At 28.6% G+C, this 14,594-nt stretch carries 18 protein-coding genes; 12 read left to right on the top strand and 6 right to left on the bottom strand.

Annotated elements, in window-relative coordinates; all coding sequences use genetic code 11:
• Nucleotides 1–18: 18 nt before the first annotated feature.
• On the top strand, nucleotides 19–621 hold the full coding sequence (locus tag AC2I98_RS03505) for a Crp/Fnr family transcriptional regulator (RefSeq protein WP_486413247.1): 603 nt from the start codon (nucleotides 19–21) through the stop codon (nucleotides 619–621).
• Here the strand turns inward: AC2I98_RS03505 and AC2I98_RS03500 are convergent.
• Genes AC2I98_RS03500 through AC2I98_RS03485 form a run of 4 tightly spaced genes read right to left on the bottom strand, consistent with a single transcriptional unit; the run spans nucleotide 611 to nucleotide 4,010 of the window.
• Nucleotides 611–1,012 carry a cytochrome C gene (locus tag AC2I98_RS03500; RefSeq protein WP_125349007.1) on the bottom strand — a complete coding sequence of 134 codons (402 nt, stop codon included), beginning with the start codon at nucleotides 1,010–1,012 and terminating at the stop codon, nucleotides 611–613. The two genes, AC2I98_RS03505 and AC2I98_RS03500, sit on opposite strands and share 11 nt — an antisense overlap.
• Nucleotides 1,013–1,025: 13 nt before the next feature.
• Nucleotides 1,026–1,286, bottom strand: a complete 261-nt coding sequence (locus AC2I98_RS03495) for a hypothetical protein (protein WP_486413246.1) — start codon at nucleotides 1,284–1,286, stop codon at nucleotides 1,026–1,028.
• Between the two features lies 1 nt (nucleotide 1,287).
• Nucleotides 1,288–2,277: a cytochrome c gene (locus AC2I98_RS03490; protein ID WP_486413245.1), complete on the bottom strand. Its 990-nt coding sequence runs from the start codon at nucleotides 2,275–2,277 to the stop codon at nucleotides 1,288–1,290.
• Entirely contained in the window at nucleotides 2,277–4,010 is a 1,734-nt protein-coding gene (locus tag AC2I98_RS03485; protein ID WP_486413244.1) for a cbb3-type cytochrome c oxidase subunit I, read from the bottom strand. Before AC2I98_RS03485 ends, AC2I98_RS03490 begins: the two co-directional genes overlap by 1 nt.
• Nucleotides 4,011–4,409: 399 nt before the next feature.
• Between AC2I98_RS03485 and AC2I98_RS03480 the strand changes: the two genes are divergently transcribed.
• From AC2I98_RS03480 to AC2I98_RS03465, 4 genes are all read left to right on the top strand, one after another.
• Complete coding sequence (locus AC2I98_RS03480; RefSeq protein ID WP_486413243.1) at nucleotides 4,410–4,739, top strand: ArsR/SmtB family transcription factor; 330 nt, start codon at nucleotides 4,410–4,412, stop codon at nucleotides 4,737–4,739.
• A 78-nt stretch (nucleotides 4,740–4,817) separates the two neighbouring features.
• Nucleotides 4,818–5,282 carry a DUF6428 family protein gene (locus AC2I98_RS03475; protein ID WP_486413242.1) on the top strand — a complete coding sequence of 155 codons (465 nt, stop codon included), beginning with the start codon at nucleotides 4,818–4,820 and terminating at the stop codon, nucleotides 5,280–5,282.
• A gap of 15 nt (nucleotides 5,283–5,297) precedes the next feature.
• Nucleotides 5,298–5,912: a protein-tyrosine-phosphatase gene (locus AC2I98_RS03470; RefSeq protein ID WP_486413241.1), complete on the top strand. Its 615-nt coding sequence runs from the start codon at nucleotides 5,298–5,300 to the stop codon at nucleotides 5,910–5,912.
• Nucleotides 5,913–6,670: 758 nt separating this feature from the next.
• Nucleotides 6,671–8,401: a M14 family metallopeptidase gene (locus AC2I98_RS03465; protein ID WP_486413240.1), complete on the top strand. Its 1,731-nt coding sequence runs from the start codon at nucleotides 6,671–6,673 to the stop codon at nucleotides 8,399–8,401.
• 186 nt (nucleotides 8,402–8,587) lie between these two features.
• Here AC2I98_RS03465 and AC2I98_RS03460 read toward each other — a convergent pair whose 3' ends face one another.
• Nucleotides 8,588–9,049, bottom strand: a complete 462-nt coding sequence (locus AC2I98_RS03460) for an outer membrane beta-barrel protein (protein ID WP_486413239.1) — start codon at nucleotides 9,047–9,049, stop codon at nucleotides 8,588–8,590.
• Between the two features lie 291 nt (nucleotides 9,050–9,340).
• Here AC2I98_RS03460 and AC2I98_RS03455 point away from each other — a divergent pair, with 291 nt between their 5' ends.
• The 3 genes from AC2I98_RS03455 to AC2I98_RS03445 all read left to right on the top strand — a co-directional run bounded on the left by AC2I98_RS03455 (nucleotide 9,341) and on the right by AC2I98_RS03445 (nucleotide 11,306).
• On the top strand, nucleotides 9,341–10,207 hold the full coding sequence (locus tag AC2I98_RS03455; protein WP_486413238.1) for an exosporium glycoprotein BclB-related protein: 867 nt from the start codon (nucleotides 9,341–9,343) through the stop codon (nucleotides 10,205–10,207).
• Between the two features lie 313 nt (nucleotides 10,208–10,520).
• Nucleotides 10,521–10,820: a cupin domain-containing protein gene (locus AC2I98_RS03450; protein ID WP_486413237.1), complete on the top strand. Its 300-nt coding sequence runs from the start codon at nucleotides 10,521–10,523 to the stop codon at nucleotides 10,818–10,820.
• 33 nt (nucleotides 10,821–10,853) lie between these two features.
• On the top strand, nucleotides 10,854–11,306 hold the full coding sequence (locus AC2I98_RS03445; RefSeq protein WP_486413236.1) for a CopD family protein: 453 nt from the start codon (nucleotides 10,854–10,856) through the stop codon (nucleotides 11,304–11,306).
• Between the two features lie 68 nt (nucleotides 11,307–11,374).
• Here AC2I98_RS03445 and AC2I98_RS03440 read toward each other — a convergent pair whose 3' ends face one another.
• A complete protein-coding gene (locus tag AC2I98_RS03440) occupies nucleotides 11,375–11,845 on the bottom strand; it encodes an Lrp/AsnC family transcriptional regulator (RefSeq protein ID WP_486413235.1) in 471 nt (156 codons plus the stop codon).
• A gap of 98 nt (nucleotides 11,846–11,943) precedes the next feature.
• Between AC2I98_RS03440 and AC2I98_RS03435 the strand changes: the two genes are divergently transcribed.
• The 4 genes from AC2I98_RS03435 (at nucleotide 11,944) to AC2I98_RS03420 (ending at nucleotide 14,482) form a co-directional block, all read left to right on the top strand.
• Nucleotides 11,944–12,852 carry an EamA family transporter gene (locus tag AC2I98_RS03435; RefSeq protein WP_486413234.1) on the top strand — a complete coding sequence of 303 codons (909 nt, stop codon included), beginning with the start codon at nucleotides 11,944–11,946 and terminating at the stop codon, nucleotides 12,850–12,852.
• A gap of 482 nt (nucleotides 12,853–13,334) precedes the next feature.
• Complete coding sequence (locus AC2I98_RS03430) at nucleotides 13,335–13,760, top strand: cold shock domain-containing protein (protein ID WP_486413233.1); 426 nt, start codon at nucleotides 13,335–13,337, stop codon at nucleotides 13,758–13,760.
• A gap of 15 nt (nucleotides 13,761–13,775) precedes the next feature.
• On the top strand, nucleotides 13,776–13,967 hold the full coding sequence (locus tag AC2I98_RS03425) for a cold-shock protein (protein WP_486413232.1): 192 nt from the start codon (nucleotides 13,776–13,778) through the stop codon (nucleotides 13,965–13,967).
• 245 nt (nucleotides 13,968–14,212) lie between these two features.
• Nucleotides 14,213–14,482 carry a hypothetical protein gene (locus AC2I98_RS03420; protein WP_486413231.1) on the top strand — a complete coding sequence of 90 codons (270 nt, stop codon included), beginning with the start codon at nucleotides 14,213–14,215 and terminating at the stop codon, nucleotides 14,480–14,482.
• Nucleotides 14,483–14,594: the final 112 nt, after the last annotated feature.

The following is a 14,594-nucleotide window of genomic DNA, read 5'->3' as shown; positions in this document are numbered from 1 at the left end:
GATTATTTAATTTATGCTATGATTAATCAAGATTTATTAATCCAATTTGGAGGAGAAATTAGAAATCTAAAAAGAGGAGAAATTATTTTTGAAATTGGACATTTTCCTATTTATTATTATCAAATAATAGAAGGTAAAGTTAAAATGAATAATTTTTCTGAAGAAGGTAAAGAATTTATACAGAATTTTTTTATTAAAGGTCAAAGTTTTGGAGAACCTCCTTTATTTATTGACGAGCCATACCCTGCTAATGCGATAGCGGTGACGAATGGAAAAATAATACAAATTTCTAAAGTATCATTCTACAAACTATTGCATTCGCGTCCAGAAGTATCTTTAGAAGTTAACAAGAGTTTAGCACGTCGTTTGTACTATAAGTCAATTATGGCCCCCGAAATATCGTCGCAAAATCCAGAAAGAAGATTGGTAAAACTATTCGATTATTTGCGTAGTCATAACCAAAATAATGAACCAGAATATTTAATTGATTTATCTCGTCAACAGCTGGGGGATTTAACAGGATTGAGAGTGGAAACTGTCATACGAACAATTAAACTCTTAGAAAAAAAAGGAGAACTTGAAATAAGAAGCGGTAAAGTAATTTTAATTGCTAAAGACTAAAATTTTCAATGATATAAAAAGCTGCCCAAGCCATAAATATTATAATAAAAACCCAAACCCAAATTGGTATTGTTCGTGGATTTTCGCTTCCTTTTATAATAAAACTTTGGTTTTTTCCTGTATCATAAGCATTAATCATTAATGGCAATACTCCATTCACTTTTTCATTATCAGAAAGCCCTTCTATATGAAGTATTGGCCCATTAGAAACGGTAAAACGAATAATTTTTAACCCTTCTTTTTGGTCAAACTTGCTTACTATTTTTAATAAATGTTCTCCATCCGTCAATTTAGTTGTATCTAACTTGAACGTAACTGGTGGAACCAATTCTGCAATAGGTTTTTCTTCTTTGTCAATGTACAAGTACACAGTTATATTTTTTTCTGACATAATCCCTTTTTTATTAAAATTTTAAAACAATATTTTTGATATGTTTTTTATCTTTTTCGCCAGGTTTAATAAGAAATTTAAACGAATAAAATAATGTATATAATGTAATTATAGTAATCAAGATCACAATGAACCAATCCCAATTTGATTCGGGACCAGTTCCATGTGTAAAATCTTGCGTAATTTTTGGTTGTTGAAGTTTACAGGCATCACATGCTTTTGCATAACCATATAAACCTAACAATAATATTGTTTTATATTTTGTCTGTTTCATTTTATTTAATTTTGTCCATGATAGCTTTCACTTCTTCTACTGTTACTTTTTTTCCATTATTTCCCCAGCTTGCTTTCTCATAATTTATAATTGCAGTAACATCTTCTGGTGTAAAATGTGCATTTTCTCCTACAGCTGGCATAGAAGCATATTCTGGTCTTGGATCGTAACCTTTCATGATAATCGTAATATAAAGTTCTAAATTTTCTCCTAAAACAATTGGGCTTCCTTTTAATGGTGGAAATGCTCCAGGTAAACCTTCTCCATTTGTTTGATGACAAGTTGCACAGTTTGTTCCAAATAGTGCCTCTCCGTCAGGAAGATTTGAATCGGTTGAATTTCCTTCAGATTTTTTTTCTTTTTTATATAAAAATTTCACAGGCTCAACATCTTCTGTAAGTTTTACTTGTTGTAGACTGAAGAGATAAGCTACTAAATCTTTTGCTTCTCTTGAAGGAACAATTTTTCCTTTAATTCCTATTCTAAATTCATCTGGAACATTTACTTCTATCTCTCCTTCGCCCAAATAATCTTTTACATTAAATAACCATTTATAAGAAGGCATTACAGATTTTGGTACAACAGATCTTGGATTATATAAATGTGAATATTGCCATTCTAAACTTGGTTGCTTACGACCAATATTAGTTAAATCAGGTCCTGTTCTCTCTGTTCCCATTAGTGTTGCTGTATTCTGAAAAAAGCTAATACGTTTATTTCGTGCATAATCTGCAGCAATACTTGGTCTTTCTCCAAAAACTTGATCCATATCTACATTTCTGATCTGTTGTGTATGACAAGCTACACAACCTTCTCTTATATAAATTTGCTTACCACGAACTTCCTCTTCTGTAGAGACAGTACTTCCTGGCAAAGGACGATTTATTTTCTGATTATTAAGTGCAGGTAGAATACAAATAATCAATGTTAGAAAAAGAAAAAATGCCAATGCGGAAAGAAAAAGCTTTTTATGATTATTAAAAAAATCCATTATAATGTTGTTTTTTCTATATTAATAATATCTAAAAGTTCAGCTGGTGATTGCGGTATTTTTATTTCCTTTTTTGGTTTTAACATTCTATAAAAGTTATAAGCGAAAATAAAATGAGATATCCACATCATTGTACCTCCTATAGCCCTCCATAACCAATAGGGCATCATTAAAATTATACCTTCAAGAAACGGTTTTTTATCCATCCATAAAATTCCTTTTTCTGTAGATCCTATCATCAACGAAACAGTATAAACAAGTAAACCTATTAATGCAAACCAAAAATGTAAACCAACAGTAATACTTGGTGGTTCATGAGAAGTAAGTCTCGGTACAAGTGTATAAGTAAATGACCATAACATAAATGTGATAATACCATACATAGTTAAATGAGAATGAGCAACAGTGAAGTCAGTAAAATGCCAAACAAGATTAGTTACCCGAAATGCTTCTACAGTTCCTTGCATTGAACCAGTGAAATAGAAAATAATTGAAACGACATAAAATGGTAGTACATAACTTAATTTTAATCTGTGCCAAGAACCTCGAATAGTCATCATAAAATTAATGCTTCCTGCAGCTACAGGTATTATCATACCTACGCTCGCTACAATTGCAATAGTTTGCATCCACCATGGAATAGCACTAAATATAAAGTGATGAGTTCCAATTAGAGTGTAAAATAAGATTTGAGTCCAAAAAGCAAGTATACTTAGACTATATGAGTACACTGGGCTATTAAGTTCTTGTGGAAGGAAAAAATACATTAATCCAAGATTAAAAAACATGAACCACATACCAACACCTTGATGCATAAAATAACCTTGTGTAATGGTTTCACCTAATCCATCTTGCCAAAACGGAAGATAAGCAACAAGTAATATGACAACAACAAACATCATTGCAGATACTATATACCAATTCGAGACATAAATTTCTTCTGTTTTTCTTGATGATATTGTTTGGGTATGATTATAAATACTGATAATAATTCCTATTGCAAAAAGAAGCATAACTGGCCAAACATATTCTCTGTATTCTCCACCGCTATTATTTATCCCAACCATTAAACAAATACTTCCTAATAAAACAGCTGAATTCATTAAAATTAGTGAAGTATAAGCTATTTTTAAGCTAAAGATTTTTGTATTACCTACTCTTGGAATAACATAATACGAAAAACCGACCATAGCAACAGATGCCCAACCCCAGAAAACAATATTCGTATGTACGGGTCTTAATCGACCAAAGCTTAACCAACTAACGTGATCAGCATCAGGTGCGACAAATTTTATTCCCAAATACTCTCCTACGGTTGTTCCTATAATAAGCCATAAAATACCACATCCTAAGAACCAAAGTATAAGTTTTTTTTCGTTGTTAGGAATAACTATATTTTTTCTTTCTTTTCGTTTGGTTTGTAAAAAACGAATATCATGTATTTCATTTGTTTGATCTACTAATCCACGTGGATCTTCAACAGAATTATTTAATGAAAGTTCGTTTCCTGTTAGTTTAAACTCAAGTTCTATCTTTCGTTTTTCAAGAGCAGCCACTTCTCCTGGTTGAAGATTCTTTAAATCTTCATAGATTTTTTTTAATTCTTTTTTTCTTAACACATTTGATATAATGCTATTGATTTTAATTAAAATAAGAATCAAAGCAAAAAATACAGGAATAAAGAAAAACAAGATAGTCAATTGAAGACCAGGTTCATTTAATAAATTATCCATTATAGTTCTGTTTATATAATTTTGATTTTCTAATTTACATAGGATAGCGTAACAAGACTTATGCGTGTGGTCATAGGTTTGTTAAATAATTGTACTTGTATCTTTTACAGAAATTATTTATTTAATATTCATCTTATGAAAAGAAGGAAGCCTTATGGAAGAATTATTATTAAATAGAAAAATAGAAGAGTCTTATCGTAGAAAATATTAACCAATAAATTAAAATTTCATTTCTGAAAATTTAATTCTCAATACTTATATCTACTTTTTACAATACTTTAATTTGCATCAAGATTTCTCGAAGGTCATATGAATTCATTTGAAAAATAATTAAGAATAAAAAGAAAGTTTTACATTTTAAATTTAAAATCGTAATATTGCGATGTAATAAAATGAGAAATGGGAATTACTAAAACAGAGATGTTTACAGATGAACAAAATAGATTAGCCATATTATTTAAGGTTTTGGGGCATCCGGCTCGTATTGCTATTTTACAGCATATTATCAATCAAAAAGCGTGTATTTGCAACGATTTGGTAGAAGAATTAAGCTTAGCACAAGCAACTATTTCTCAGCATTTAAAAGAATTAAAAAATATAGGAATTATACAAGGTTCTATAGAAGGAAAGTCTGTTTGTTATTGTATTGAAGAAAAAGTATGGAATGAGATACAAAACGAACTAGTTACTTTCTTTAATCAAGAGGTGAAAGTTAATCAATGCTGTTAAAGGCATTTTTTTTAATCTATATACATCGCAATATTGCGATTAATAAAAAAAAGAAAATAAATTTAAAATTCAATTCATATGACGCTTGAACAAATTAAAGAAATATTGCCAAATTTAGACAATGTTGAATTTCAATTAGAAGATGGAACATTTGTACCAGAACATTTTCATGTAACAGAAGTAGGACAAATTACTAAAAAATTTATTGATTGTGGTGGAACAATACGAAACGAGAAAGTTGTAAATTTCCAATTATGGAATGCCGACGATTATGAACATCGCTTAAAACCAAATAAATTGCTTCATATCATCGAGCTTTCTGAAAAACAGTTGGGGATCGAGAACAGCGAAATAGAGGTGGAGTATCAAGCTGAAACAATTGGGAAATATGATTTAGAATTTAATGGTAAAAACTTTGTCTTAAAAAATAAACAAACAGCTTGTTTAGCAGAGGATGCATGTGGTATTCCAAATCAAAAACCAAAATTGAAATTATCAGAAATACAATCTTCTTGTTGTACACCAAATTCTGGTTGTTGTTAAAATTTTAATTAAACAATGTATTCAAAACTAAAAGAAAACATAATCAAGTTTCAAAATTTTGATCGAATATCTACAGATAGAAAGGCTGTTTTACAGCCTTTTGTAAATTATATTCAACAGAAAGTAAACGATAATCTAGCAGTAAATCTTACTTTTATTTGTACACACAATTCACGTCGAAGTCATTTTTCACAAATTTGGGCACAGGTTTCAGCTTCGTTTTACAACATACAAAACGTACATTGTTATTCAGGTGGAACAGAAGAAACGGTGCTATTTCCGAAAGTAGTGGAAACATTAATGAATCAAGGTTTTACTATTTTCAAAATTGCAGAAACTACAAATTCAATCTATACCATTAAGTTTGATGAAAATACACTTCCAATTATAGGCTTTTCGAAGAAATATGATCATCCAATCAATCCTAAAACAACATTTGCAGCTATTATGACTTGTTCACAAGCAGATGGAGATTGTCCGTTTATTGCAGGTACTGAAAAAAGAATTGCAATGACTTTTGAGGATCCTAAAACTTCTGATGATACAGCACAACAAGATTTGGTTTATAAACAAAGAAGTACAGAGATAGCAACGGAAATGCTTTATGTTTTTTCGCAGATAATAAAATAAATATGCAACCAAAATTCTTTCAAAGGGGATATGAAGTTATTTAAAAATCAATGAGAAGTCATGTATAAAAATGAACATAATAAAATACTAAACTACTAAACTACTAATTATCTTTTTATTATCATTAATTATGTTCAGAATAACATCTTGTTGTCATTCTGAGTTTATCGAAGAATCTCTTCTTTTCATTTTTTGCTCATCCAAAAAAAGAAACAAAAAAAGATGCCGACAGTAGTCTCTCAATGATTCAACTAACTAAATTATTTCCATAAAGTTGGCAACTCGCTTTGCTCAAACACTCCAACTTTTTTTATTCCAATAATTTACAGTTGAATCGCATTTCGATACTAAATCGTCGGATTTTTAATTCCTTTTTCAATATTCAACTCCTTTTTTAATAACGGATTTTAGAGTCGACATACGATTTGCAGACGAGTTTCAATCCATTGAAACAAGCGTAAAAAAGATTAGTGAGCGTATGCGAATCATTTAATCTTTTTAGTGCGTGAGATGGTAATTGAACGTCGAAAATCGCGGTCTTGATTTTTTTGGTTCGTTTTTTCATCAAGGAAAAAATGAATGTAAAATTCTTTCTATCACTTTTTTATTCATAGCTTATCTATTTTAATTATCGGTATTCATACGCCCTACGGGGAAATGAGTAAAAAGAAATTAAAAAGAAATTTTTAGAAAAATAATTCATTTTCATGTTGAATCTTTTGTATTCTCTCTATTTTAGTAAGAAATTAATTAATGATATGAATTTTAAAATCCTGTTTTTATTTCTTACTTCTACACTACTTTTTGGTCAAAATAATTTTATAACTCCTTACGAAAAAGGCAATAAAAATCAAACCACAACGTATGATGAAATGAATGTGTTTTATCAAAATTTAGCAAAAAATTTTGAGACCATACAATATGTGAAAAAAGGAGAAGATGATAATGGAAAGTCAATTTATGTGGTTGTATATAATCCATTCAAAGAAAAGGATATTAAGGAATTGCGTAAAACAAAAGCAGTACTTTTCATAAATAATGGAATTCATCCAGGAGAACCAGACGGAATTGATGCGACGATGATGTTGATGAGAGATTTAGCAATGAAAAAAATTAAACCACCTAAGAATTTTATTGTTGCTGCGATTTCGGCCTATAATGTAAGTGGTATGTTGAATAGAGGGGCTTTTTCGCGCGCAAATCAGAATGGACCTGAACAATATGGTTTTCGTGGAAATGCCAGAAATTATGATTTGAACAGGGACTTTATTAAAAATGATTCGAAAAATGCAAAAAGTTTTCAGGCAATTTTTCATTGGTTAAAACCTGATGTTTTTATTGATAATCATGTAAGTAATGGGGCAGATTATCAGTACACATTTACTTATATTTCGTCTTTTAAGGCACGTGTAGGAAATGTTTTGGGCGATTATTTTTATTCGACATATCAAGCAAATAATTTAGCCGAAATGAAAAAAAATGGTTACGAAAGTACGCAATATGTGAACATACATGGCGATGTTCCAGATATTGGTTTTGCAGCTTTCGAAGACTCTCCACGTTATTCTACAGGTTACACAACGTTGTTTAATGCACTAAGTACAATGCCCGAAACACATATGTTAAAACCTTATGAAAATCGTGTAGACGCAACGTATAAATATATGTTGGTAAATCTTGAAAATTTGGATAAAGAATATTTGACAATCAAAAACTTACGAAAAGAAAATTTAAAACAATATCAGGTTGGAAATCAATATGGAATTCGTTGGAAAATAGATTCTACTCAATTTACAACAATGGATTTTAAAGGGTATGAAGCAGGGTATAAGCCAAGTGCAGTTTCTGGAAAAGATAGATTGTACTATGATCGATCGAAACCATTTACAAAAAAAATTAAATTATTCAACTCTGCAAAACCAATTAGTTACATTACAATTCCGAAATATTATGTTCTTCCACAAGCCGAATATCGCGTTGTTGAAGCTTTGCAAAGAAATGATATTCAAATGAAACGAATAGAAAATGATACAATAATTAATGTTGAATCGTATAAAATATCAGATTTTAAAACCAATAAAAATGCATACGAAGGACATTATAATCATTACGAAACGGTGGTTACAAAATCGATGAAATCACTTCAATTTTTTGAAGGAGATTACATTGTGCCAACACAACAAGATGGAGTAAAATATATTCTTGAAACCTTAGAACCAGAGGCATTGGATTCGTTCTTTAACTGGAATTTTTTCGATGGAATATTAGGTCAGAAAGAATATTATTCGGCTTATATTTTTGAGGATACAGCTGCTGAATTATTGAAAAATAATGTGGTTTTGAAAACCGCATTTGAAGCTGAAAAAGCATTAAAACCGGAGTTTGCTAATGATGGCGAAGCACAGTTGGATTGGGTTTATAAAAATTCGCCTTATTTTGAGAAGAATACTTACAGACAATATCCAATTTATAGGATTCTGAATTTATAGTCAATAAACTGCCTAAAAATCTACCAACATATTTGATATAGAACTATAATTGGCATTTTTGAAGGAATATAAATACCCAATAGTAGGCAATTAGTCAACTATTGGGCTAAGTAATATAAAAGGTAATTTGCTGTTTGTGTTGTCTTACAAATGAATAATTCATTTGTAAGACTTTCGCTAGTCTTCTTAATTCACCCTATTTTGTTCTTCAAAATTAATTTTCTTGTTAGCGCCCTTCACTTTATTATTTCCGAAAGAGTAAGTAAGGCTCAGTTTAAATCCTCGGTAATCATTGTACTGATTGAACTCTGATCGGTATTGTCCATTATAAGAATAGCCTGTATTTTTTATTGTTTTAAACAAATCACTGATTACAAAATTGGCTTGCAGTTTTTTGTCAAAAAATGATGCTTTAATTCCTGGTGAAAACTCTAACTGTTCTTGCAATTTGATATTGGCATAGGTGAATGGAAGCGAATGCCAGAAATTCAGCGTCAAGAACCATGTTTTATTTTCGTTCAATGTTATAGTGTTATAAAATGAGTATGACATGGAATATACTTTCAATTTTTCTAATTCGGCAATGGTTGGCTTTGTTGTGGTAAAAGACCCATTTACATTCACCGAAGTTTCCCAAATGTAATTCATTTATAAGAATGAAATGAATTAAACTCTTATTGCTGAAGAGTGGAGTATTTTTCAAAATCACATACAATTTTCAATCCATTGAAACGAACGTAAAAAAGACTAATAAATTAATATTGAATATTTAGTTCTCATACAAGAGCCTTAATTACATAATGATTAATTTTTCATTGTTTTATTTAAAGTAAATTTAAAAATAAATGATTTTTTTAAATTTAAGTTATAAAAAAGTAGATGTTTTAATAAATTTGTTAATCTCTATTACTGAGTTTTAATCTTTTAAAATCAATCAGTATGAGAAACCATGTATGTTTTTTTAAAGTATTTTTTTCTGTAGTATTTATTACTTGTTTTACTTGTATTTATTCTCAGGTAGGAATTGGAACATCAAGTCCAAAAGCTACTTTAGATATATCAAGGTCTTTAGTAAATGAGAATTCTACACCTGATGGAATAATAGCTCCAAAGTTGACAAAAATTCAATTAGCTAATAAAGAAGTAGGTACTTATAATGTTAATCAAATAGGTTTGATTTTATATGTAAATGATGTTTCAGGATCTATTAGTGGACCCAGTACTAGTCAAGTTTCAAATGTAAATACAAATGGTTATTATTTTTTTGATGGCACAAAATGGGATCCATTAAATAGCAGTAGTTCACCAAGTGTACTATCATTAAATTCTATAAATGCTTCTGTTGTAACAACAATTGCCGGTGGATTAGTTGGTACATCTACAATATTAGGAACAGGAATCTCTAAAACTGGTGTAAGTTTAATAGGGTCGACTTTAAATTTGGTAGGTGATGCAAATGGAACTGCAATAACTTTACCACGTAATTGTATAATTAAATCAATTTCCTTCAACTATTATAATAATTTATCTTTATCTTTAATAGGAAGTACTCTTTCTTTACATCTACAAATTTATAAGGCTGATGCTACATCTAATTTATTTTCACCAATTTCGAGTGCTATTGTAACAAATAATTTATCAGGAGTTATAAATATTGGATACATAGCTTCAAATTCTCTTTCAAATTTAAATATTCCCTTGAATGCAAATGATAAAATAGTTGTCTTAATATCTGCCACAGCTACAGGAATATCATTAATTAATTCATCAACAGGATTTGTGTCAGCTAGTATTGGATTAGAATAAGATAAAATATTTTAAATATTAGATTGTCTCCTGTAACAAACTTTATGTTAAGACTTAAATGAAGAGTAAATGAATTCAGTTGAAACGAATTAAAAAGACATGAACAACAAATGAACTGTATTGTAGTAGTTTAATTTGATTAAAGGAAAATATGGATTCATCTAAAAATCAATTAGAAGTCATGATAAAAAATAAATTTCAATGAGTCTTTTTATTTTATAAAAATTAATGAATATAAATAAGAAAATTTAAACTTTATTCTGTCATGTATTTAACTGATTTGAAATAAATTTAGATAATAAAATATTTTATTATGGAAAAGCGATCAAATTTAAATAACATTCATGAAACAGATAAAATTGTTGGTGCAATAAGCATTTTTAAAGGAGAGTCAAGTAACGTAACATCAATTCAATTATTAGAAAAAAGTGTTCTAAAAGAACATCGTACAAAAATACCTGCTCTACTTTTATGTGTTACTGGAAAAGTGATGTACTCGGATGAAAATGAACAAATAATAGAATTAAGCTCTAGTGACTATATAAGCATCGAACCAAATGTCACACATAAGTTAGAGGCTTTAGAAAATAGTCAATTGATTTTAGTAAAATAAAATCATAAATACAACAAATTAATATTTATAGATATGCACGAATTACATCTATTATTAATTTTTCATTTAATTGGAGCTACGATATGGGTAGGAGGTCATATTATATTAAGTTTAATTATTTTACCACAAGTATGGAAAGAAAAAGCATTAGAAAAATTATTTTCTTTTGAAAGTAAATACGAACGTATAGGACTTCCAGCGTTATTAATTATGGTCATTACAGGTATAAGAATGTCTTATATTTATACGATCAGAATCAGTAATTGGTTTCATTTCGAAAATCCTATCGAAAGAGTTGTTTCCTTGAAACTGATATGTCTAGCAACAATTGTATTATTCGCTTTGAGTGCTCAATTTTATGTAATTCCACGATTAAAAACAGATCACACAAAACTTCCTCTAATGACATTTCATATTATAGCAGTAACAACAATTAGTATAATCATGTTAATTCTTGGTAGTTTTGTACGTTATGGTGGAATTTAGTCGAAGTTAATAGTTTTTTTGATTGTCTTCTATCTATAATTTAGTAGATATGAACAGAAATACTATTATCAATTACTTTTAGGTAATGGAATTTGTAAACCTGTTTTTACTGTATGCATGTTAACAAATGTTTTAAAACGCTTAATATTCGAGTTACTAAAAAATAATTGTCGAGTCAAAGATTCGTATTCACGCATTGTGTTAACTACCATAATCAATACAAAATCTACTTCACCTGTTACATAATAACATTGTTGAATTTGAGGAGTTTTATTGAAAGTTGATTTTATTTCATCAATAAATTCAATTTTATCTGTATCCAATTCAATTTCTACGAATAGTAAAATTTGTGAAGCTACTTCTTCGGGATTAATCACGGAAATGTCTGCTGTAATAACTTTTTCTTCCCGCATTTTTTTTATACGACGCTGTATTGCAGCAGCTGAAAGCCCAACTTTATTGCCAATATCACGCTGAGAAGTCATATTATCTTGCTGTAATATTTCTAATATTTGAATATCAAATTGATCTAAATTCATAAAAAAAACATACTAAAATGAAACAAAGTTGCAAAATGTCCTATGAAATTAATGATTTTCACCTTATTATTTCAATTATTTTTGCAATTCAATTAAAAATGACAAATATTTTATTAATGAAAAATGCTACGTTAAAAGGGTTTTTATTTGCAATTATTGCAGCATCATTATGGGGAGTTTCTGGAACATTAGGACAGTTTTTGTTTCAACAACGAGACATTAATGTAGAGTGGATGATTACTGTAAGAATGCTTGTTTCGGGTAGTATTTTATTAATGTATGCGGCAAGTAAAAAGGAAACTAAAATCTTTGAAATTTGGTCTAATAAAAAGGACTCTTTTTTACTATTACTTTTTTCAATAACAGGAATGCTTATGGTACAATACACATACTTTGCAGCTATAAAATATTCTAATGCCGCTACAGCAACTGTTTTACAATATGCTGGACCTGTTTTTATTGCAATTTATTTAGCTTTTAAGAACAAAAAGATTCCACGCTTTATTGATTTTATAGCCATTACATTTGCCGTTTTGGGAACATTTTTATTAGTAACGCATGGTAAATTAGATACACTTACGATTTCAACAAAAGCACTATTTTTAGGCTTAGGATCTGCCGTAGCATTAGCTATTTATACATTGCAACCAATTCCATTGTTACAAAAATACAATTCTGCAACTATTATTGGTTTGGGAATGTTTATCGGTGGAATAGTATTTTCCTTTGTTAAAGCACCTTGGTCTGTTGATGGTATTTGGGATGACAAAACCTATATATACACTGCTTTTATTGTCGTATTTGGAACTTTAATTCCATTCTATTTATATTTAACTGCTGTTCAGGTTATTGGCGGTCAAAAGAGTAGTTTACTCGCTTCAGCAGAACCATTATCAGCAACAATAATTGCTATACTTTGGTTGAATGTTTCATTTGGATTGATTGATTGGATAGGAAGCCTTCTAATTATTTCTACTATTTTTTTATTAAGTTATGAAAAAAAATGATAATTATACGTATTGATATGTTATAAGTATTAGAGTATACAAGTTAATTGATTAGACTTCATTAATTCTAATTTTAAAAAATAATGTAAACAGTAAAATTTAATGTTTTTCTTTACTCTTTTCAAATACTTATTAAACAAGTATAGTCTATTTTAGACGTTTTAGATCTTAATTTGTAATTGAAATACGTTATTTTTTAGTAGTTGTGATGAATTCTTATGTCATTATAACATTTTATTCAGTTAAACTTATTACCTTTGTAGCGTACTTAAGAAGATATTTTTATCTTAAAAGTTTACAACTGTATTCTTTATTTTACTTTTTTTAATTCACTAATTGACTTAGTCAATATAATTTTAACTTCTGTTTTCTAAATATATACTTGTAAGTTTTACTTCTGTAAAATGTAAAAGATGCATTATCATCAATTCATATTTTCTTAGGTTTTTAGGATTAATAACAAAAAAAAGTTGAATTCATTTATGGCAGATTCTACATCTAAAAAAGAAAAGAGTAAAAAGAAAGCGTTAAAAAAAATTGCTAAATTAAATAAAAGAGAAAATAGAAAAGACAATAACAATAAAGGAAAATCATTAGAAGAAATGATTGTTTATGTTGATGTACTTGGTAATTTTACAGATGTACCACCTCATTTACAAGACAAAGAAGCTGATTTACTGAATAATAAAAGATTAGAATCTAACAATAGAGAAGTTTTTATAGAAGGAGTTGTTGATGTTTATAACGATTCAAAAGGATTTGGTTTTATTAAAGTAGCTACTTCTAATGACAAAGTATTCTTTCACTTTAAAGAATCGAGAGAACTTCTTAAAGTTGGTGATAGAATTCAATTCAAAAAAGAAATGACTGAAAAAGGTTTCAGAGCAATTCAAATTTCAAAAAAATAAATTAAATAAATAAGTATGCAAGAAGGAGTAGTAAAATTCTTCAACGAATCAAAAGGGTTTGGTTTCATTTCAAGTGCAAATAGAGACGAAGATCTTTTTGTACATGTTTCTGGATTAATAGATAAAGTAAGTGAAAACGATCAAGTAACTTTTGATATTGAACAAGGGAAAAAAGGTCTTATGGCTGTTAATGTAAAAAGAAAATAATTTATAGTATAAATTAATTCTTATAAATCAAAAAAAGTCCTTATCTAGATAAGGACTTTTTCGTTTTTATAGCATATATCAAAAATAAATGCTGTTTAACTGAACATTTGACCTCGTTTAAGCCATTTTAAGCGAAGTTTGTTTTTGGAAAAGATTAAAGGAAAATCATAAGTGTTAAAATTTATAATAAATCACTTATTTACACTTATGATTATCAATAGTTTAATATATTTAATAAAAAATATATGAAAAAAATAGTAGCTTACATTGCATGTGTAGTTTTATTTTCGATGACAGTTGAAATGCATGGGCAAAATAAAAAAATAGTTGAATTTAAAAACGAACAAGAGTTTGTAGATTTTGAGAAAAAAGCTCCCAAAGATGGATGGGTGTTGGTTAAATACAAACAATACTCTTGGTTATTAAACTACTCAAATATAGATTATGTGATGTATTTACAATTAAATTGTAATAATCCTAAAAACAAACCTTCATTTTTAATAGAATTTTCATAACATTATCGAGATGGCGATTATGGTGGAATAGATTATATTAGTTCGAAAGATGATGAAGGAAATAAGATTCACTTTATAATAGATGGCGTTGATTTTGAAAATCCTTTCGAAA

Source organism: Empedobacter sp. EJD.6dd (assembly GCF_057369435.1).
Note: the sequence above shows the minus strand (reverse complement) of the source record. Positions and strands in the feature narration are given on the sequence as shown.

Bases quoted from the DNA above. Each gene is read 5' to 3' on its own strand.
- AC2I98_RS03505 (WP_486413247.1), top strand. From the start codon at position 19: ATGATTAATCAAGATTTATTAATCCAATTTGGAGGAGAAATTAGAAAT.
- AC2I98_RS03500 (WP_125349007.1), bottom strand. From the start codon at position 1,012: ATGTCAGAAAAAAATATAACTGTGTACTTGTACATTGACAAAGAAGAA.
- AC2I98_RS03495 (WP_486413246.1), bottom strand. From the start codon at position 1,286: ATGAAACAGACAAAATATAAAACAATATTATTGTTAGGTTTATATGGT.
- AC2I98_RS03490 (WP_486413245.1), bottom strand. From the start codon at position 2,277: ATGGATTTTTTTAATAATCATAAAAAGCTTTTTCTTTCCGCATTGGCA.
- AC2I98_RS03485 (WP_486413244.1), bottom strand. From the start codon at position 4,010: ATGGATAATTTATTAAATGAACCTGGTCTTCAATTGACTATCTTGTTT.
- AC2I98_RS03480 (WP_486413243.1), top strand. From the start codon at position 4,410: ATGGGAATTACTAAAACAGAGATGTTTACAGATGAACAAAATAGATTA.
- AC2I98_RS03475 (WP_486413242.1), top strand. From the start codon at position 4,818: ATGACGCTTGAACAAATTAAAGAAATATTGCCAAATTTAGACAATGTT.
- AC2I98_RS03470 (WP_486413241.1), top strand. From the start codon at position 5,298: ATGTATTCAAAACTAAAAGAAAACATAATCAAGTTTCAAAATTTTGAT.
- AC2I98_RS03465 (WP_486413240.1), top strand. From the start codon at position 6,671: ATGAATTTTAAAATCCTGTTTTTATTTCTTACTTCTACACTACTTTTT.
- AC2I98_RS03460 (WP_486413239.1), bottom strand. From the start codon at position 9,049: ATGAATTACATTTGGGAAACTTCGGTGAATGTAAATGGGTCTTTTACC.
- AC2I98_RS03455 (WP_486413238.1), top strand. From the start codon at position 9,341: ATGAGAAACCATGTATGTTTTTTTAAAGTATTTTTTTCTGTAGTATTT.
- AC2I98_RS03450 (WP_486413237.1), top strand. From the start codon at position 10,521: ATGGAAAAGCGATCAAATTTAAATAACATTCATGAAACAGATAAAATT.
- AC2I98_RS03445 (WP_486413236.1), top strand. From the start codon at position 10,854: ATGCACGAATTACATCTATTATTAATTTTTCATTTAATTGGAGCTACG.
- AC2I98_RS03440 (WP_486413235.1), bottom strand. From the start codon at position 11,845: ATGAATTTAGATCAATTTGATATTCAAATATTAGAAATATTACAGCAA.
- AC2I98_RS03435 (WP_486413234.1), top strand. From the start codon at position 11,944: ATGACAAATATTTTATTAATGAAAAATGCTACGTTAAAAGGGTTTTTA.
- AC2I98_RS03430 (WP_486413233.1), top strand. From the start codon at position 13,335: ATGGCAGATTCTACATCTAAAAAAGAAAAGAGTAAAAAGAAAGCGTTA.
- AC2I98_RS03425 (WP_486413232.1), top strand. From the start codon at position 13,776: ATGCAAGAAGGAGTAGTAAAATTCTTCAACGAATCAAAAGGGTTTGGT.
- AC2I98_RS03420 (WP_486413231.1), top strand. From the start codon at position 14,213: ATGAAAAAAATAGTAGCTTACATTGCATGTGTAGTTTTATTTTCGATG.